Annotated in this window: 14 protein-coding genes and 5 pseudogenes; 11 read left to right on the top strand and 8 right to left on the bottom strand. The window is 67.2% G+C overall.

All coding sequences use genetic code 11. The features are described from left to right. Positions 1-40 precede the first annotated feature (40 nt). The 3 genes and pseudogenes from WA944_RS06475 to WA944_RS06465 form a co-directional block, all read left to right on the top strand. A pseudogene (locus tag WA944_RS06475) lies at positions 41-271 on the top strand (integrase core domain-containing protein); the annotation flags it as partial. A gap of 651 nt (positions 272-922) precedes the next feature. Then, positions 923-1,534: a COG4315 family predicted lipoprotein gene (locus WA944_RS06470; protein WP_526369571.1), complete on the top strand. Its 612-nt coding sequence runs from the start codon at positions 923-925 to the stop codon at positions 1,532-1,534. A gap of 156 nt (positions 1,535-1,690) precedes the next feature. Beyond that, on the top strand, positions 1,691-3,091 hold the full coding sequence (locus tag WA944_RS06465) for an IS1380 family transposase (RefSeq protein WP_526369572.1): 1,401 nt from the start codon (positions 1,691-1,693) through the stop codon (positions 3,089-3,091). 157 nt (positions 3,092-3,248) lie between these two features. On the opposite strand, the pseudogene WA944_RS06460 reads toward WA944_RS06465, so the two are convergent. Next, positions 3,249-4,073, bottom strand: a pseudogene (locus tag WA944_RS06460) (recombinase family protein); the annotation flags it as partial. A gap of 22 nt (positions 4,074-4,095) precedes the next feature. Here WA944_RS06460 and WA944_RS06455 point away from each other — a divergent pair. Beyond that, a pseudogene (locus WA944_RS06455) lies at positions 4,096-4,251 on the top strand (MFS transporter); the annotation flags it as partial. Positions 4,252-4,255: 4 nt separating this feature from the next. On the opposite strand, the gene WA944_RS06450 reads toward WA944_RS06455, so the two are convergent. From WA944_RS06450 to WA944_RS06440, 3 genes are read right to left on the bottom strand one after another with little or no spacing between them, the layout of a single operon-like run. Further along, the gene (locus WA944_RS06450; RefSeq protein ID WP_526608930.1) at positions 4,256-4,888 is read right to left on the bottom strand and encodes a TetR/AcrR family transcriptional regulator; all 633 of its coding nucleotides are present in this window, start codon (positions 4,886-4,888) and stop codon (positions 4,256-4,258) included. After that, the gene (locus tag WA944_RS06445) at positions 4,885-5,238 is read right to left on the bottom strand and encodes a hypothetical protein (protein WP_526646601.1); all 354 of its coding nucleotides are present in this window, start codon (positions 5,236-5,238) and stop codon (positions 4,885-4,887) included. The genes WA944_RS06450 and WA944_RS06445 overlap by 4 nt, the downstream gene beginning before the upstream one ends. After that, on the bottom strand, positions 5,187-5,804 hold the full coding sequence (locus tag WA944_RS06440; RefSeq protein ID WP_526369575.1) for an oxygenase MpaB family protein: 618 nt from the start codon (positions 5,802-5,804) through the stop codon (positions 5,187-5,189). The genes WA944_RS06445 and WA944_RS06440 overlap by 52 nt, the downstream gene beginning before the upstream one ends. Before the next feature lie 174 nt (positions 5,805-5,978). Here WA944_RS06440 and WA944_RS06435 point away from each other — a divergent pair, with 174 nt between their 5' ends. From WA944_RS06435 to WA944_RS06420, 4 genes and pseudogenes are all read left to right on the top strand, one after another. Continuing rightward, entirely contained in the window at positions 5,979-7,550 is a 1,572-nt protein-coding gene (locus WA944_RS06435) for a carboxylesterase/lipase family protein (protein WP_526646599.1), read from the top strand. Positions 7,551-7,575: 25 nt separating this feature from the next. Beyond that, positions 7,576-8,492, top strand: a pseudogene (locus WA944_RS06430) (sterol desaturase family protein). A gap of 61 nt (positions 8,493-8,553) precedes the next feature. Then, on the top strand, positions 8,554-9,960 hold the full coding sequence (locus WA944_RS06425; RefSeq protein WP_526608927.1) for an NAD(P)/FAD-dependent oxidoreductase: 1,407 nt from the start codon (positions 8,554-8,556) through the stop codon (positions 9,958-9,960). A 138-nt stretch (positions 9,961-10,098) separates the two neighbouring features. Next, the gene (locus WA944_RS06420) at positions 10,099-10,821 is read left to right on the top strand and encodes an Rv1815 family serine proteinase (protein WP_526369580.1); all 723 of its coding nucleotides are present in this window, start codon (positions 10,099-10,101) and stop codon (positions 10,819-10,821) included. Here the strand turns inward: WA944_RS06420 and WA944_RS06415 are convergent. Continuing rightward, complete coding sequence (locus WA944_RS06415) at positions 10,818-11,258, bottom strand: nitroreductase/quinone reductase family protein (RefSeq protein ID WP_526369606.1); 441 nt, start codon at positions 11,256-11,258, stop codon at positions 10,818-10,820. The two genes, WA944_RS06420 and WA944_RS06415, sit on opposite strands and share 4 nt — an antisense overlap. Positions 11,259-11,386: 128 nt before the next feature. On the opposite strand from WA944_RS06415, the gene WA944_RS06410 reads away from it, so the two are divergent. After that, on the top strand, positions 11,387-12,076 hold the full coding sequence (locus WA944_RS06410) for a TetR/AcrR family transcriptional regulator (protein WP_526369582.1): 690 nt from the start codon (positions 11,387-11,389) through the stop codon (positions 12,074-12,076). Here WA944_RS06410 and WA944_RS06405 read toward each other — a convergent pair. After that, a pseudogene (locus tag WA944_RS06405) lies at positions 12,064-12,570 on the bottom strand (hypothetical protein). The gene WA944_RS06410 and the pseudogene WA944_RS06405 overlap by 13 nt on opposite strands. 134 nt (positions 12,571-12,704) lie before the next feature. On the opposite strand from WA944_RS06405, the gene WA944_RS06400 reads away from it, so the two are divergent. Then, the gene (locus WA944_RS06400) at positions 12,705-13,199 is read left to right on the top strand and encodes a VOC family protein (RefSeq protein ID WP_526369584.1); all 495 of its coding nucleotides are present in this window, start codon (positions 12,705-12,707) and stop codon (positions 13,197-13,199) included. Between the two features lie 2 nt (positions 13,200-13,201). After that, entirely contained in the window at positions 13,202-14,686 is a 1,485-nt protein-coding gene (locus WA944_RS06395) for an FAD-binding protein (RefSeq protein WP_526369608.1), read from the top strand. Positions 14,687-14,690: 4 nt separating this feature from the next. Here the strand turns inward: WA944_RS06395 and WA944_RS06390 are convergent, their stop codons facing one another. Together WA944_RS06390 and WA944_RS06385 are read right to left on the bottom strand one after the other, a co-directional pair. Next, on the bottom strand, positions 14,691-16,610 hold the full coding sequence (locus tag WA944_RS06390; protein WP_526369586.1) for an ABC transporter ATP-binding protein/permease: 1,920 nt from the start codon (positions 16,608-16,610) through the stop codon (positions 14,691-14,693). Between the two features lie 46 nt (positions 16,611-16,656). Then, positions 16,657-18,573 carry an ABC transporter ATP-binding protein/permease gene (locus WA944_RS06385; RefSeq protein WP_526611252.1) on the bottom strand — a complete coding sequence of 639 codons (1,917 nt, stop codon included), beginning with the start codon at positions 18,571-18,573 and terminating at the stop codon, positions 16,657-16,659. Positions 18,574-18,688: the final 115 nt, after the last annotated feature.

The raw sequence follows: 18,688 nt of genomic DNA, 5'->3' as shown, positions 1-18,688 counted from the left end.
CAGATGAAGGGATCCTGCCCTCGATTGGGACCGTCGGCGATTCGACAATGCTCTGGCCGAGTCGGTCAACAGCAGCTACAAGAACGAACTCGTCGATAACGAGCCGCTCTACCCCGGGATGGCCGAGCTGTCGTTAGCCACCGCGGAATGGGTCGCCTTCTACAACCGGGAGCGCCCCAACGGGTACTGCGACGACCTCACCCCCGACCGGGCCGAGGAACTCTACTACGATCGAAAATTGGGCTCTCAAACCGAGGAGGCAGTCAGATAACGGAGCCTCCGGACACGCCGGGGTGGATCAATCGACATCACTGTCGATCGGAACGCAGGCACCCAAGTAGTTCGAGTCGCATGATGAACCCGGTTGCTGCGGCGGTACGGGCGACGCTGGAGCAGCGCTTGCGAGCGGAGCGAACGCCACTGCCGCGGCAGCTCCGATAGCCAGCAGATTCAATTTCACTATGGCTGCATCAACCACAGTCCCCTCCTTGTCTACTACTTCAGCCCGATCCGTCAACGGCGGCTTCGGACACATCGGCAATCGACCCCCCGACCGCTCGGCGAGAGTAGCGGTTCCGTGAGCTTGATCACAAGTTGCTTGAGCGCGGATCTTCGATGGCCCACGCGGTCCCGTAGACGGAGCCGAACCGCGGGCGGACTCGGGCGGTACCGAAGCCGACTTTCAGCCGTACTCAAAGTGCATTTGACCAGTGCAAACGCGACACTCCCCAGCCCGCCTACCAGCGCGATCCCGAACAAGTATTCGGCCGCGTATAAAACTTCCAAACTAGCTACGCGGGTTCGATTCCCGTCGCCCGCTCCAAGCTCGACCAGCGCGTGAGTCGCCGTGGTCGTCGTTCGGCAACCCGGCGGGTGGTCATCCATGTCCACCTAATGTCACCCAACGCCAACCTTGCCCAGTTTGCCGGCGGCGGATATTGGCAAAACAACGTGTATGTGTGAACGCGCCTTCACCGGTCCCCGTTTCATCGGCGCCGCCGCGGCGGCCTTGACGGCCGGCAGTGTCGTGCTCACGAGCTGCGCAGTTGGCGACGGTGGCACGTCGGGTGTTCACGAGACGACGACGCCGCCACCCGCGGCCGCATTCGAGCACGATGCGCAAACGCCGCCGCCGTCGACCGACCGCATTCTGCCCACCGGCCCGAAGTGGTTGGAGACCGACGAGATCGACGGTTTGGGCACCTTCGTGGTGGACGGTACCGGCCGCGCGGTGTATGCCTCCTCGGCGGACACGGCGAACGAGTCCACGTGTCACGGCTCGTGCGCTGACACCTGGCTGCCCCTGCTGGCTTCCGGCGATCCGGCAGGTGGGATCGGGATCCAGGTGTCCGCGGCCAGGACTGTCCCCCGCCCCGACGGCAGTGCACAAGTGGCCTATCAAGGTCATCCCCTGTACTGGTACGCGGGCGACAAGGGGCCGGGAACGATCGAAGGCCACGGCGTGAATTTGTTCGGCGCTGAGTGGTTTCTGATCACACCGGACGGCGAAAGGCTAGGCACAGCCAACCGATAAGGCACGCGTGTCGCGGTGTCGGTCCCGACCAGCTAAGCCTGGATGCACCGATTAGATGGGGCCTGGAGTGCGTCGTGACGCCGAAATTCCCTGTCGTAGTGGAAGAATGAGATTTGTCTAGAATCAGGTTCGTCCACAACGAAGGGCATCTCGTAGATGCAACTATCTCATATCCGGCCGGTGTCAGCGGCGGTCTTCGATGACCCTAAACTGGTGTCGTGCGCCGGGCTGGTCCCGATGGCCGCCCTGGCCCAGCAGTGCGGGCTGGCCAGGTTGGCCGATGAGCATCTGAGCGTGCCGACCGACAAGGGCGCCCATGCCGGGGCGAAGGTGAGCTGCCTGGTAGCGGGCATGGTCGCCGGGGCCGACAGCATCGATGACATGGCGTTGTTGCGGCACGGCGCGATGGGCACCGTGTTCGACCGCCCGTATGCGCCCTCGACGCTGGGGTCGTTCCTGCGGGAATTCGCCTTCGGTCATGTCCGCCAGCTCGACGCCGTAGCGTCTTGTCTGCTGGTCGGGCTGGCCAGCGACACGCCGGTGGCGGCGGGGATCGACGGCCCGGTGTGCGTCGATGTCGACGACACCATCATCGAAGTGCACGGCTATGCCAAACAAGGATCCGGTTACGGTTACTCCGGTGTGCGGGGATTGAATGCGTTGATCGCCACCGTCACCACCGCCGGCGGCGCCCCGGTGATCACCGGGCAACGCCTGCGCAACGGCTCGTGCGGATCTCCACGCGGAGCCGCCCGGATGATCGGTGACACCCTGGCCACCGTCAAACGGCTGCGCTCACCGCAGGCCACGACCAAGCCGCTGGTGCGGATGGATTCGGCGTTCTACGGCTATCCCAGCGTGGCCGCAGCGATCCGCGGCGATCCGCGGTGGTGCCGACGTGTCGGTCACCGTGCGTCTGGACCCCAAGGTCAAAGCCGCTATCGCCGACATCGGCGAGGACGCCTGGACGGCGATCGACTACACCGACGCCATCTACGACGACACCACCGGTCAGTGATCTCTCGCGCCGAGGTCGCCGAGATCGGGTCACCGCATTCAGCTCCCGCAAAGCCGCCGAGCAGATCGACGGCCGGGTTGGTGGTGCGCCGCATCCCTGACCTCAACCCCACCACCAACGGGCAGGCCACCCTGTTCGACACCTGGCGTTTCCACGCATTCTTTACCACCACCGACTCCGACACCGTCTCTGCCGACAAGATCCACCGCGGCCACGCGATCATCGAGCAGGTCCACGCCGACCTCAAGGACTCCGCGCTGGCCTATCTGCCCGTCGGGGCGATTCGCCGCCAACGCCGCCTGGCTGGTCCTGGCCGTCATCGCGTTCAACTCACCCCCGCCGCGGCCACCCTCACCGGGCCGGCGATGGGCAAAGCCCGCACCGCGACCATCCGCCGCACCCTGATCAGCGTGCCGGCACGCATCGCGCCCTCAGCCCGACGCCTCCGGCTGCACCTACCGCGCGGCTGGCCATGGGAAACAGCATGGAACACACTGTTTGACAGCCTGTTTCGCAGAAACCAGCCGATCATCGCCTAACCGAACACCCCCAGCCGCTCACCCGACACGAAAGACCCACAGGAACAACCCGATACCGAGGTCGGGCCATCACCCACGCCCTCACCACCGGGCACCCCGAATTCAACGCACACAACTGAACTCAACTCCACAACCACAGCCCATCGGTGGATCAAGGCTTAGTGACCGCCCTCGCCGTCATGCGGGCGAGGATGCGGTCGCGTTCGGCCGGGGTGATGATCGCCGGCCAAGCTGCGGGGCCGATCACCTCGGAGTGATGTTCGCGTAGCCCGGCAATGCGAACCGAGGTGAGGATTTGACGTACCGCGGTGGTCTGCCACGACTTCGCCACGGCCGGGGCGACACCGGTGTCGTTGAGCCAGATCGTCAGCGACCGAATCGACGCGCCGGCCAGATACTGGTCGACCATCTCGCGAACGACCTTGGCCTCAGTTCCGCGGAGGGTGATCTTGTCGGATTCGTAGCCGAAGGGGCGTGCCGAGCCGTGCGGCAATCCTTGTTCGGCGTTCTACAACATCTTGCGACGGATACGCGCGGACTTGCGGCCGGATTCTTTGGCGGCGAACGCGGCGAAAATTCGGGCCATGAACGACCCGTCATCGTTGCCGAGGTCGATGTCGGCGGTCACCGTGGCGACATCCCGTACACCCACCGATTCACACAGAGTGACGAATTCTTCCAACTCGACCGGGCGGCGGTGTAACCGATCCAGGTTGTAGACGATCACCGCATCGCGGGCACCGGATTTCAGGTCGGCCAACATCCGGGCGTACTCGCGGCGCGGCTTACCGGAGTAGGCCGACACATCGTTGTCGACATACTCATCACCGACCTGCCAACCGCGATCAGCTGCCAGTTTGCGGCAGTCCTCCAGCTGACGTGCGACGCCCAGCCCGGTGCCCTCCACATCCGCCGAGATGCGCGCATAGATCGCCGTCGACCGCACCCCAGTGCGCTGAGCAGGAGTTTTCGGTTTCGCCATGAGGGTAGTTTGGCAACATTTCAGCTGGCTGATGCGGGTCGGGTTCCTCGGCGCACCACTGATCGTCGGTGTCGTCGCCGACGTGACCAGCCTGCGGATCGGCCTTGTCATCGTGCCGGTCGCCGGTGTCACGCTGATCTTGCTCGCCGGGGTGCTCAGCGCCCGGCGACGACGCTGAGCTGCTATTCGAGCGCGCCTCGGGCCATCGGGGTCAACACCTCGTGCGCGAAGCGGCGCAGTTCGCCGTCGTCTGCGAAGTCCGGGTTGGACGGCGGCATCGACAGGTACGTGAAGAACAGGCGGGCGAAGACATCGGCCACCCAGCGCACCGGTTGCGCCGGGGTTCCAGGGGCCTCACCGTGCAGGTAATTGGCGATGAACGCCGACCCCATCGCGATGAGCTCTGCGGACTCCGCCGGAGGGCCGGGATCGACGTGCGGGGCCCGACGCAGGATCGGGTGGACCCGGGCGAAGGTCACCGCGGCGATGAACGCGTTGGCGACCCCCTCGTCGGGGTCGGTGGTGGCCTCGATGGCGTCGGCCACCGCGGCCAGGAACCGCTGGGTCTCCCGACGGACCAGCGCCGCGACCAGGTCGTCACGGCGTGGATAGCGCCGGTAGGCCGTCATCCGGGAGACGCCGGCCTTGCGCACCACCTCCTCGACGGTGATGCGGTTCAGGCCGACGGATGCGGCCTCCGTGAGCGCCGCATCCAGCAGTCGGCGGCTGGTGCGGTCCGCGGATTCGTCGTTCCCGTGGTCGCCGAAGAGCCTGGCGGCCCCACCGACGACGACCACCAGCTGGGGATCGATCACCGGGTCAGAACCTCGGGGGCCGGCGCGCCGGCGGCCCGGGCACGCGCCAGCAGCACGTATCGGGGTGTCCCGAAGGCCCATCGGTGCATCCGCGCGTCGAGCTGCAACGCCGGTTCGTAGAGGGCGCGGCTCAGCACGGCGGGACGGTCGTGCCCGGTCAGCTCGCGTGCCCACCGTGGTGCCCGGATCATGCCGGCGTGCACCGCGAACCGTCCGACCCCGCGCTGGATCGGCCCAGGCAGGTCGGACAGGGACGGCGAGGCGGTCAGGAAGTCGAGGAAGGCGCGCGTCTGCGCCGTCACGGCCAGCTTGGGACGCAGCCGCGCGACGAATCTCTCGAGCTCGGCCACGTTCGCCGGCACGTCCTGCCCGCCGCCCAGTCGCCCGATCGTCGCCCGATCGTCGCCTGCTCGGCGAGGTACCGGTCCCGCTCGTCGGCAGACAGCACCCTGTTGGTGCGTTCGAAGGTGCGCATGATCATCCACGGAATGCAGACGTGCACCCAGGTGATCAGCTCGGGGTCGAGCGCACGGTAGGGGACCCCGTCCGGGCGGGTCCCGTTGACGAACGAATGGATGTGGCGGACGCGCTCGATCAGCGCGGTGGCCGCGGCAGTGTTCCCGAACGTCGTGGCCAGCACGTAGCCCAGGGTGGCGCGGGCCCTGCGGAACGGGTCGTCGCGAAAGTCCGACAGGTCCTCGACGCCCGCGACGACCGAGGGGTGGAGCACCTCGAGCACGATCGCCGCGAGGCCTGCCTGGGAGACGGCCGCAAGATCGGCGTGCAGCTCCCACGACATGCTGCCGGGCCCGATCAGGCCGGGGTCACCCGACGGGCCGCCGTAGATCGCGGCATCGTCGTGCCGGCCGGCCTGGCGCTCGAAGGCGTCGACGATGCGGCTGCGCAACGGATGCATCAAGGCCCCCTTTGGTATGAATGTTACAACTGCACTCCTATATATACCATAGTGCCTCCCGCGGCGACGGATTTTCCGGATCCCACGGCGCATCCCGGCCTACGCTGGCGTGCATCCCGACGGATCCGCTCACTGGTACAGTTCCGTACCAGGAACTGACCAAAGGAGTTCGACATGACCACGGAGGCCGCGCCCCGCGACACCGCAGGTGGAGGGCCCGTCGTGGAGACCACCAACGGTCCCGTCCGCGGCGTGGACGCCGGCGTGGTCAAGGCCTGGAAGGCGGTGCGCTACGCGGCCGCACCGGTCGGTGACCTGCGGTGGCGGGCGCCTCAGCCGCCGGTTGTGTGGTCGGAGCCCGCCGATGCGAGCCGGGTCGGGCCGGTGTGCCCCCAGCCCACTGATCCGAGGATCCCGATCGACCTCGGAGCCCCGCAGGGGGACGACTTCCTGACCCTCAACGTGTGGGCGCCGGCGGGCACCCAACCCGGCGACGCCAAACCGGTGATGGTGTGGGTGCACGGCGGCGCCTACATCCTCGGCTCGGCCAGCCAGCCGCTCTACCATGGCCGCGCCCTCGCTGCCGGCGGTGACGTCGTGGTCGTCACCGTCAACTACCGCCTCGGGGCGCTGGGCTTCCTGGAGCTGTCGACTCTGGGCGCCGACAGCGAGCGGTTCGCCACCAATGTCGGCCTGCGCGACGTGCTGGCCGCGCTGGGCTGGGTGCGCGACAACATCGCGGCGTTCGGCGGTGACCCGGGCCGAGTCACGTTGTTCGGGGAGTCCGCCGGCGCGGGCATCGTGACCACGCTGCTGGGTAGCCCCGCCGCGGCCGGGCTGTTCAGCGCCGCGATCGCCCAGAGTTCACCGGTCACCTCGACCTATGACTCCGGGCGCGCCCGCGGGGTGGCCGAGAGGTTCCTGGAGGTGCTCGAGGTCGGCCCCCGGGACCTCGGCCGCCTGGCGGATCTGAGCACCGAGGCAATCGTGGCGGCTTCGCGGACGGTGTTCGACGAAGTGCCCGTGCGCACCCCGGGCAGGCTGGCCTTCGCGCCGATCGTCGACGGCGACCTGGTTCCGGACTATCCGGTCAGCATGGCCAGGAAGGGTTCGACCCATCCGGTGCCGCTGATCATCGGCACCAACAAGAACGAGGCCGCGCTGTTCCGGTGGATGAAGTCGCCACTGATGCCCATCAAGCCGGAGTCGATCAAGGCGATGTTCGCCGAGATCGCCGCCGAGCAGCCGGGCCTGCAGCTGCCCGACGCGACCCGCCTGGGCGGCACCTACCGCGGCCGGGGGACCGTCAAAGGCGTCGGGTTGGCCAGTGACCTCGGTTTCCGGATGCCGTCGATCTGGTTCGCCGACGGTCACCGTGCCGTCGCGCCGGTGTATCTGTACCGCTTCGACTTCGCCACCGCGATGCTGCGGCTGCTGCGCCTGCACGCCGCCCACGCCACCGAACTCCCGTTCGTCTGGGGCAATCTCGGCGCCGTGCGCAGGGACCCGATGTTCGCACTCGGCGGCCGCAAGGTCGGTGAGGCGGTCTCGCAGCGGATGCGTGCCCGGTGGACAGGCTTTGCGACACACGGCGAGCCCCGCGGGCCGGCCGGCGAACCGGCTTGGCGCCCTTACGGTGCCGACGACCGAGCCACGCTGGTCATCGACAAACAGGACTCGGTGGTCGACGACCTCGACGCCGACGTGCGGCGCGCCTGGGGTGACGACGTCCTGAGCTTCCTCTAGAGATCCGATTCCCGGAGGTGCCGCCATGGAGTTGCTCGACATGCTGCCGCCGCAGATGCGCGACCCGGTGCTGTTCGCCGTCCCGTTCTTCCTGCTCCTGCTGGTCATCGAGTGGACGGCCGCCCGCAAACTCGAGCACGTGCCGGATTCCGCCGAGCCCGGGCGGCCGGGTCGCGGGGCCCACTTCGCGCGCGACTCCTGGGCCAGCATCTCGATGGGGCTGGTGTCGATCTTCACGATGGGTGCGTGGAAGTTCCTGGCGCTGCTGGGTTATGCGGCGATCTATGCCTACCTGGCCCCGTGGCATCTGTCCGCCACCCAGTGGTACACGTGGGTGATCGCGATCGTCGGCGTGGATCTGCTCTTCTACGCCTACCACCGCACCGCGCACCGGGTCCGGTTGATCTGGGCCACCCACCAGGCCCACCATTCCAGCCAGTACTTCAACTTCGCCACCGCGCTGCCGCAGAAGTGGAACAACAGCGGGGAGATCCTGATGTGGATTCCCCTGCCACTGTTGGGCGTTCCGCCGTGGATGGTGTTCGCGAGTTTCTCGATCAGCCTGATCTACCAGTTCTGGATCCATACTGAACGCATCGGTAAGCTCTGGCGCCCAATCGAATTCGTGTTCAACGCGCCCTCGCACCACCGGGTGCACCACGGAATGGACCCCCAGTACCTGGACAAGAACTACGGTGGCATCCTGATCGCTGGGATCGGTTGTTCCGCACCTTCCAGCCGGAGCTGTTCCGGCCGCACTACGGATTGACCAAACCGGTGGACACGTTCAACATCTGGAAGCTGCAGACGCGCGAATACGCGGCCATCGGCCGCGACGTGCGGGCCGCCCGCAGAATTCGCGACAAGCTCGGCTACATCTTCGGCCCACCCGGGTGGCTGCCCGTGGGCGCGGCCCGGGCCGGCGACCAACCGCCGGCCTAGGTTCCCCGATAGCGTCAACGATCGGCGACACGGCCCGTGGGCAGGCCGTAGTGTGCGCAGAGTGGAGACGGTTTTCGATGCCAACGTCGGCCCCGCACTGGTAGATCGGTCACTGGCCGAAAGTGCGCTCGGCTCGGTGTGGCTGGACATCGCGCGCCCGGAGTTCCCCGCGCCCTCGGGCCCACTCACCTGCGACCTGCTGGTGATCGGCGGCGGCTACACCGGCCTGTGGAGCGCGCTGCACGCCGCGCGCCGCCACCCGGACAGGCGGATCGTGCTGATCGAGGCCGACCGCATCGGTTGGGCGGCCTCCGGGCGCAACGGCGGCTTCGTCGACGCCAGCCTGACCCATGGGTTCGAAAACGGAAAATCCCGCTGGCCCAACGACATCGACACGCTCGAGGCGATGGGCATGGAGAACCTCGACGGCATGCAGACCGAGATCGCCGAACTGGGCCTCGACACCGAATGGCAGCGCACCGGGATGCTGACGGTGGCCACCGAACCGCATCAGGTCACATGGCTCGAGGAGGCCGCCGCCGACGGGCAGGGACAGCTGCTCGACGAGCCAGGGGTCCGCGCCGAAGTCCATTCACCGACGTATCTCGCGGGTCTCTACAGCCCTGACACGTGCGCGGTCGTCAACCCCGCCAAGCTGGCGCTGGAGCTGGCGCGGGCCTGCCGCGATCTCGGTGTCGAGATCTTCGAGCACACCACCGCGAACCAGATCGACTCGGGCGGCGCCGCGCTGCGGGTGCACACCGACGGGCCGGCGGTCACCTGCCGTCAGGTGGTGTTGGCGACCAACGTGTTCCCCAGCCTGCTCAAGCGCAACCGGCTGTTCACCGTGCCCGTGTACGACTACGTGCTGGCCACCGAGCCGCTGACCGAGGCGCAACTCGAGCGCGTGGGCTGGCAACGCCGGCAGGGAATCGGCGACTCCGCCAACCAGTTCCACTACTACCGCCTGACGATGGACAATCGGATCGTCTGGGGCGGGTACGACGCCGTCTACCATTTCGGCCGGCACGTCAAAACCGACTACGAGGACCGCCGGGAGACCTACCGGCGGCTGGCGGCGCACTTCTTCATCACCTTCCCGCAACTCGACGACGTCCGGTTCAGCCATCGATGGGCCGGACCCATCGACACCAACACCCGATTCTGCGCGCACTGGGGCCTGGCCCGCGAAGGCCGCGTCGCCTACGTCAACGGGTTCACCGGGCTGGGTGTCGGCGCCACCCGGTTCGCCGCCGACGTGTGTCTGGATCTGCTGGACGCCACGCAGACGCCCCGCACCCGGCTGGAGATGGTGCGCAAGAAGCCGCTGCCCTTTCCGCCGGAGCCGCTTGCCAGCGTCGGCATCCAGGCCACCAGGTGGTCACTGGACCGGGCCGACCATTCCGCGGGCCGGCGCAACCTGTTGCTGCGGGCGCTGGACGCCGCCGGGCTCGGCTTCGATTCGTGAGCCCCGGGTCAAGTCGTGCGGTTGCGGCGCACCCCCGACATGTAACGCTGACATGTAACGCCCCTTTTCCGGATTGCGATCAGCCTGTTACATAAGCCGTGACAGCGGGTATCACCGGCCGGAAGAGCGAGGGGCGCCATGTCTGTTCAGCCGTCAACACGATCGGCGCGTCGATGGCTGGTGTCCCTGCTGGCGGTGGCTGCCCCGCTGCTGGCCATCCTGCTGACATCGGCGCCCGCGCACGCCCAACCGGGTGTGGTCGTCCACCCCGGCATGGAGATCCACCAGGATTCGGTGCTGTGCACCCTCGGCTACGTCGACCCGCAGACGCGGGTGGCGTTCACCGCGGGGCACTGCCGCGCATCGGGCACGGTCTCGGACAAGCAGGGCAATTTCATCGGCAGGCAGGGTTCGTTCCGGGACAACACCCCCGACGGCACCACGATCGACACCAACCACCAGATCGCCGACTGGCAGGTGATCCACCTGGTTCCCGAGGTCGCCGTCAACAACGTGCTGCCCAGTGGACGGGTGCTGGTCACCGATCCCGCGGTGCTGCCTGTCGTAGGTATGCCGATCTGCCACTTCGGCGTGGTGACGGGGGAGAGCTGCGGGACCATCGAGGCGGTCAACAACGGCTGGTTCACGATGGCCAACGGCGTGGTCAGCCGCAAGGGTGACTCCGGAGGCCCCGTGTACACGCCGATGCCAGACGGACGCACCGTGCTCATCGGAATGTTCAACAGCACTTGGGGCAGCCTGCCGGCCGCGGTGTCGTGGCAGGTCACCAGCCAGCAGGCCCGCGAGGACACGATCTCCTCGGCGTCGGCCAGCCTCGCCACACCTCCCGCGCTGCCTTAATCGCGAAGCTCGAACACCGGGATCGACGGCGCCACCACACGCCGCTCGGCGGCCGTCGAGGCCGGGGTGAGCCCGCCGACGTGGCCCTTGACCTGCCAGTACCACCGGTCGAGGTAGCGCTCGAGCAGTTCGGTCTTGGCCTCGTCGGGCAGCTCGACCGCACGGCGGCGGCGTGAACGCCACCGCGGTCCCATCTCGACAGCTCCCGCGGCGCGCACGTTGCGCGCCCACTGGGTGTTTCCCCGCGGGGAAACCAGGTACTGCCGACCGTCGACGGACAACAGATTCACCACCACGCCTCGTGTTCGGCCGGTGCTGCGGCCCCGCACCCGCAGGGCGGTGCTGCCCGCGATGCTCACCCCCATTTCGGCGAGATGCCGGATCGCTTCGTTGAAGATCCGGGCGTTGAGTCCCGGAACGTCGTAACGCTGTTCCATGTCGGCACGCTGTTTCATCGGAGTTCCCTTTCATCGGATAATGGAGAGCAGTGCTCTCATTACTGAGGCTGTCACCCAGCGCCGCTGAAATCAAGAGCAGTGATCTCGTTTTGTGTCACACTGGGCCGGTGGGCAAGCGACAGGACTCCCGCGACCGGACCGAACGCCGCATCATCGAACTGGGCCGGCGTCATCTGGTGACCGAGGGCGCGGCCGGGCTGTCGTTGCGCGCCATCGCCCGCGACCTGGGCATGGTGTCCTCGGCCGTGTACCGCTATGTCGGCAGCCGCGACGAGCTCCTGACGCTGCTGCTCGTCGACGCCTACACCGACCTCGCCGACGCCGTCGACCTCGCCCGCGACGCCGCACCGGATGCGTGGCGCAAGCAGCTTCTCGCGATGGGGCGGGCGGCCCGGTCGTGGGCCGTCCGGGAGCCGGCGAGCTGGACCCTGCTCTACGGAAGTCCGGTACCCGGGTATCACGCCCCTCGGGAGCAGACGGTCGCGCCGGGCACCAGGGTGGTCGGCGCACTCTTCGGCGTCGTGGCGACAGGCGTTGCCGCGGGCGATGTCGCCTCGTCGAAAATCACTGTGCCACCGTCGTTGTCATCGGACTTCGACGGGCTGCGCGCCGAGTTCGACTTCGCGGTCGACGACACGGTGGTCGCCAAGTGCCTGGTTCTATGGGCGACCCTGGTCGGCGCCATCAGCCTGGAGATCTTCGGACAGTACGGAACCGACACCTTCACCGATCACGCGGCGGTGTTCGACACGCAGCTGAGCCTGGTGGTCGAGATGCTGGTCGGTCAGAACGCCTGAGTCCCCGATGGACTGACGACAAACCCGTGCTCCCCGTAGTGGCGATCCGGCGGATCGGGCGTGTCGCGAGGCCAGGATGCCGGCTTTCCCGCACGGCAGGCCAGTGCGCCGTCGCTCGGAACCGCGCAGACCACCCCGTTGTCCGGCGCGATCTTCGTGCCGATTGGCAACAACGGATAGGTCGCGTCACCGACTTCGTGCCGGACCGGCCGAACCGCGCTGGACGGGTCAACGAAACCGAGACCATGTCGAGGTCGGCTTGCGCGCCGGGTAGCGGCCCCTGGCAGAACACCCCGAGTTCGGCGATCAGGCTGAGCTGGCACCGCAGCCCGCCCGGCGTCCGGAAAGCCCACCCCGAGGCACTCGGATGGGCATCCTGAACCCGATAATCGCCGAGATCGACTGGCGGGGTACGAGCCGACATCGGGAAACGACGGCGGCGTCGCCTGCGCGGACGGTCCGCCGAGGGTGGCGACAGCGACGACGGCCGCCACGGCCGTCACCGCCGCCTTCGGCAGTGCAGGCGTCACCATGTATTGGTCATCGGAGACGCTGCACCATGCGTCAACAGCGGCCGAACTAGAACACGTTCTAGCCAGCACGGCCCCGGGTCGATATTCTCGAGGAGATGCTTGACCAGACACCTGTCCAGATCGCCTGGGTGACCGCCGACCTCGCAGCCACCGAGAAGGCGCTCACCGCGCTGTTGGGCGCCAAGAGGTGGACCCGGATGCCGGGCGTGCACTTCAGCCCCGACATGTGTTCGTACCGCGGGCGACCCGCCGATTTCGTCGCCGACATCTCGTTGAGCTACGCCGGAGACACCCAACTGGAAGTGATCGCCCCGGTGACCGGTGACAGCGTGTACACCGAGTTCCTCCAGCGCTGCGGCCCCGGCCTGCACCATATCTGCGTCGAGGCCCCCGACGTCGAGCGGTTCGAGGCCGCCGTCGACGCGGCCGAACGTGACGGCGCACCCGTCGTCATGTCGGGCACGATGCCCGGCGGGATGCGGTTCGCCTACGTCTCGGCCGAGAGTTCGGGCGTGCCCTACATCGAGATCGCCCACATCCCGCCACAGATCCACGCCCTCTTCGACCACATCAAACAGGAGCAGAATTGACCATGCAGCACATCCCGGAAACCGTGAGCGTGGATGAGGTCACGTCCTGGTCCGAGGAGACCGACGTGGTGGTCCTCGGGTTCGGCATCGCCGGCGGGTGCGCGGCCGTCAGCGCCGCAGCCGCCGGAGCCCGCGTCCTGGTGCTGGAGAAGGCCGCCGCAGCGGGCGGGACCACATCGATGGCCGGTGGGCACTTCTACCTCGGCGGCGGGACGGCCGTCCAGCAGGCCACCGGTCACGACGATTCCCCGGACGAGATGTACAAATACCTGGTGTCGCAGTCACGCGACCCCGAGCACGACAAGATCCGCGCCTACTGCGAGGGCAGCGTGGAGCACTTCGACTGGCTCGAGGCGCTGGGCTTTCAGTTCGAGCGCAACTTCTACCCCGGCAAGGTCGTCGTCCCGCCGGGCACCGAGGGGCTGTCCTACACCGGCAATGAAAAGGTGTGGCCGTTCTGCGAGCAGGCCAAGCCCGCTCCGCGCGGACACTCCGTGCCGGTCCCCGGCGAACTGGGTGGCGCGGCGATGGTGATCGACCTGCTGCTCAAGCGTGCCGCCGAGCTCGGGGTGCAGATCCGCTACGAAACCGGAGCGACCGCGCTCGTGGTCGACGACGACGGCGCGGTCGCGGGGGTGCGTTGGAAGCACTTCACCGAAACCGGTGAGGTGAAGAGCAAGTCGGTCATCGTCGCTGCCGGCGGCTTCGCGATGAACGCCGAGATGGTGGCTGAATACACTCCGGCACTCGGTCAGGAGCGCAAGACGAAGCACCACGGCATGGCTGCCCCCTACATCCTCGGCAACCCGAACGATGACGGTCTCGGCATCAAGCTGGGGGTCTCTGTCGGCGGCGTGGCCACCAATATGGATGAGCTGTTCATCACCGCCGCCGCGTACCCGCCGGAGATCCTGCTGACCGGGGTGATCGTCAACTCCGACGGGCAGCGGTTCGTCGCCGAGGACTCCTATCATTCGCGCACTTCGGCTTTCGTGCTGGAACAGCCCGGGCAGTCGGCATACCTGATCGTCGACGAGGCCCACATGCAGATGCCCGAGATGCCGTTGATCAAGTTCATCGATGGGTGGGAGACGGTCGCAGAGATGGAGTCTGCGCTGGGAATTCCGGAAGGAAACCTCGCCGCGACCCTGGACCGTTACAACCGCAACGCCGCCGACGGCCAGGACCCGGACTTTCACAAGCAGCCGGAATACGTTGCGGCACAGGATCATGGCCCGTGGGCGGCTTTCGACCTGACCCTGGGCCGGGCGATGTACTCCGGTTTCACGATGGGCGGGCTGAAGGTGTCCATCGACGGGGAGGTGCTACGCGAGGACGGCAGCGCGGTCCGCGGGCTGTACGCCGCGGGCGCGTGCGCGTCCAACATCGCCCAGGACGGCAAGGGTTATGCGAGCGGCACACAGCTGGGGGAGGGGTCGTTTTTCGGGCGGCGGGCGGGAGAGCACGCAGCGCGGCCCCAGCAGTAGGGCGCTACACGCGCGTCGGTTCCTCACCGACATCCCCGAGATACCAACGGCCTTCGCCCAGCAGTTGCAGCTGGCGGGTGTGGTGCTGCTCGACGGTGCTGCGGTGGCTGACGCTGACCACGATGGTGTCCGGGAGCTCGCTGCGCACCAGCCGGTAGAGCGTCAACTCCAGACCCTCGTCGAGCGCTGAGGTCGATTCGTCGAGGAACACCGCCTGCGGCTTGGTGAGCAGGATCCGCGCGAACGCGATGCGTTGTTGCTCACCGGGGGAGAGCACCTTGGCCCAGTCCTGCTCCTCGTCGAGCCGACCGACCAGGTGCGGCAGCGCCACCCGTTCCAGCACCGCGCGCAGATCGTCATCGGTGATGGACCCGATCGCGTTGGGATACGACACCACCGCGCGCAGATCGCCCAGCGGCACATACGGCATCTGCGACAGGAACATCGTGGCGTTGTCCTCGATCGGATAGCTGATCGAACCCGAGGCGAACGGCCACAACCGCCCCAGGCTGCGCAGCAGTGTGGTCTTTCCGGTGCCGGAGGCGCCGGTGATCACCAGCGCATCGCCACGTTGCAGCGACAGGTCGAGTGGATCGATCAGCCGGCGTCCGTCCGGGGTTCGCACCTCGACGTCATCGAGCTGGACCCCGCCGTCGGCGGAGTTCTCCGCGTTGAGGGACGGCAGCTCGCGGCCCTCCTCGTTGGCGATGACGAGGCCGTACAGACGGATGATCGCGGCGCGGTAGCCGGCGAAGTCGTCGTAGGCGTTGCGGAAGAACGAGAGCCCGCTGAGGATCTCGCGGAACGCACTGGCGGTCTGCGAGAGCTGTCCGAGGGTGATCTCGCCGCTGTAGAACCTCGGGAACTGCACGATGTAGGGAATCAGTTCCTGCGCCTGGCTGATCGAGAGGTTCCAGCCGAGGAAGCCGGCCATCCGGTTGACGTATCTCTTGTAATTGTCCACGATCGGCGCGAAAAGCCTCAGCAGACCGGTGCGCTCGGCGATCTCGCCGCGGTAGAACGCCACCGCCTCGGCGGCGTCACGCAGACGCACCAGGGCGTACCGGAAAGCAGCGTTGAACTTCTCGTTGCGGAAGGCCAACCCGATGATCGGGCGGCCGATCCAGAATGCGACGACCGTGGCGAACAAGATGTATGCCAGACCGATCCAGAACATCGCCTTCGGTAGCTCGACGCCGACGAACGGCAGGGTCACCGGACCCGACAGATTCCACAGGATCGCGGTGAACGAGATCATCGCGGCGATCGACGAGATGGCGCCGAAAAGCAGTGTCGTTCCCGAGGTGTTGTTGGGCCGGTTGGGCAGCGGGCCGACACCGGCGGTGAAGATGTCGATGTCCATCTGGATGCGCTGGTCGGGGTTGTCGATGGTGTCGTCGATGAACCGCGAACGGTAGTAGGCCTTACCGTCGAGCCAGTCCCCGGTCAGCTGGTCGGTGAGCCAGGCCCGCCACCGCAGCATGAACCGCTGTGTCGCCAACAGGTCGATCATGATCGTGGCGACGTTGATGACCGCCAGCACCGCGAACACCGTCATCGACAACCAGAAGCCGTCCCGGCCGGATTCCCGGACGGTGTCGTCACCGGCTCCGACTCCGGCCGCGATGACCTGGAAGCTGGTCATCATGTCGTTGCCCTGGAAGCTGAACAGCACCGACAACCGGACGCTCGCGATCACCAGCAGCAGGATGCCCGCCAGCCAGAGCCACACGATCACGCTGTCGCGCCCGGTGAAATAGCCACGGGTGACCCGCCAGAACTGGCGGCCCCACTCGGTGTAGCGGGCGATCAGTACCAGCGCCACCAGGGTCGCGACGGCGGCGTACGCCCAGCCTTTGGCGATCCATGCCAACGAGGTCCAGACCTCGTCGTCCCAGTTCAGCGTTGGGGTGAACGTTTCCATTCGGGCAAACTACCCTGGCCGTCGGCCAGCAGCGTGGCGGAGCGCGCTAACCCGACGGCGCGAGTCGGCCCAGCCGCCATTCCCCGTCCCCGACGAGTTCCAGCCGCTGGTCGTGGAACTGTTGGACCGTCGCCCGGTGGCTGACGCTCACGATGACGGTCTGCGGCAGCTCCGCACGGACTGCGCGGTACAACATCTGCTCGAGGCCCTCGTCCATCGCCGATGTCGTCTCGTCGAGAAACACCGCCGAGGGCCGGTTCAGCAGGATGCGGGCGAACGCGATCCGCTGCTGCTCGCCCACCGAGAGCACCTTGGTCCACTCCTGCACGTCGTTGAGTCGGATCACCAGATGTGACAGCGCGACATCGAACAGTGCCTGTTGAATGGCCCGGTCGTCGACCACCCCCGGGCCGCGGGGGTAGGCGACCACGGCCCGCAGGTCACCGATCGGCAGATAGGGCAGTTGGGGTACGAACATCGCGTCGTCGCGGCCGTTCGGGAGCCGCACCTGTCCTGTCGCGAACGGCCACAGCCCGGCCAGGCTCTGCAGCAGCACGGACTTGCCCATCCCCGACGGGCCGGCGATCAGCAGCGTCTCGCCCGCGTCGAGGTGCAGGTCCAAAGTGCGCACCAGCGGCGTCCCGTCCGGCTTGCGCACCTCGACGCCCGCCACCTCGAGCGCGCCGCCCGCCGACCGTCCGGTCTGCACCGAGTCGAAGTCAGCGGCCTGGACGTTCTGCCCGGCCAGCCCGTCGAGACGGATGATCACCGCGCGGTAGCTGGCGAACTGGTCGTAGGCGTTGCGGAAGAACGACAACGAATCGTGGATCGCGCCGAACGCGATGGAGGACTGCCACACGTCGCCGAAGGACAGCCGGCCGGCGAACAACCCCTGTGCCTGGACGAGCCAGGGCAGCGGGTTGATCGCCTGACTCATCGAGACGTTCCAGCCGAAGAACAGCATCATCCGGTTGAGCCACCGGCGGTAGTTGTCCATCACCGAGTCCAGCCGCCCCTTGAGCAGCGAGCGCTCCGCGGACTCGCCGCGGTAGAGGCCGATCGCGGCGCCGCCGTCACGCACCCGCACCAGCGCGTAACGGAATCCGGCGTTGCGCTTCTCGTTGAGGTAGCTGAGCCGGATCAGCGGGCGGCCGATGGCCACCGCGACGACGGTGCCCACCAGGACATAGACCAGCACGATCCAGAACAGCGCCCGTGGCAGGGTGAGGCCGGCAAGCAACACCGGTTCCGACAGCCGCCACAGGATCGCACCGAACGTCAACACCGACAGCACGGCCTCCACCGCACCGAACAGCAGTGTGTTGCCCGAGTTGTACATCGGGTTGTTCGTCTGGCCACCGACTCCGGTGGTGAACACGTCGATGTCCTGCTGGATGCGTTGATCCGGGTTGTCGATGGGCCTGCTGGAGAACTGGGCGCGATAATAGGCCAGGTCGCCGAGCCAGTCGCCGATGAACCGGCGGCTCAGCCAGATACGCCATCGCATGATGAAGCGCTGCATGACGTACATGTCGAGCAGCAACCGGACGACGAAACACCCGGCCAGCACGGCGAACACCACCATCGTCGCCCAGAACCCGGCGACACCGCTGGCCCCAGCCGCTTCGGAGGTCCCGCCCTGGAAGGCGATCTGCAGCGCGGTGAACAGGTCGTTGATGTAGTAGGTCAGCAGCACGTTGATGCGGACCGCGACGACCAACGACAACAGCAGGAAGGCGACCAGCAGCCACACCGTGACGCTGCGTCGGCCCGTGAAGTAATCGCCTGTGACACGCCAGAATTGACGTCCCCACTCGGTGAATCGGCCCAGTGCCAGCAGCACGATCAGCAGACAGAAGGCCGTGAGTACGAACGTCGTCGCGACCCACAGCGCAGAGTTCCACAGCTCGCGGCTCCAGTCGAGGGACGGCTCGAAGGTCGGCGCGAATGTCTCGGTCTCCAAGCCTTCACCTCCCCCCGCCGGCCAGCCTGCCTGCGGCGAAGCTACCGCAGGCCGCCGCGGCAGACCGGCATTCCGGTCGGCTCGAGCCCGGCGTGGACCGGACACGCCCGCCCGG

The sequence above is a fragment of the Mycobacterium sp. genome, assembly GCF_049683355.1.
GTDB lineage: Bacteria > Actinomycetota > Actinomycetes > Mycobacteriales > Mycobacteriaceae > Mycobacterium.
This window is presented reverse-complemented; position numbering and strand designations above follow the sequence as displayed.

Bases quoted from the DNA above. Each gene is read 5' to 3' on its own strand.
- WA944_RS06465 (WP_526369572.1), top strand. From the start codon at position 1,691: ATGCAACTATCTCATATCCGGCCGGTGTCAGCGGCGGTCTTCGATGAC.
- WA944_RS06440 (WP_526369575.1), bottom strand. From the start codon at position 5,804: ATGCATCCGTTGCGCAGCCGCATCGTCGACGCCTTCGAGCGCCAGGCC.
- WA944_RS06435 (WP_526646599.1), top strand. From the start codon at position 5,979: ATGACCACGGAGGCCGCGCCCCGCGACACCGCAGGTGGAGGGCCCGTC.
- WA944_RS06420 (WP_526369580.1), top strand. From the start codon at position 10,099: ATGTCTGTTCAGCCGTCAACACGATCGGCGCGTCGATGGCTGGTGTCC.
- WA944_RS06415 (WP_526369606.1), bottom strand. From the start codon at position 11,258: ATGGAACAGCGTTACGACGTTCCGGGACTCAACGCCCGGATCTTCAAC.
- WA944_RS06400 (WP_526369584.1), top strand. From the start codon at position 12,705: ATGCTTGACCAGACACCTGTCCAGATCGCCTGGGTGACCGCCGACCTC.
- WA944_RS06395 (WP_526369608.1), top strand. From the start codon at position 13,202: ATGCAGCACATCCCGGAAACCGTGAGCGTGGATGAGGTCACGTCCTGG.
- WA944_RS06390 (WP_526369586.1), bottom strand. From the start codon at position 16,610: ATGGAAACGTTCACCCCAACGCTGAACTGGGACGACGAGGTCTGGACC.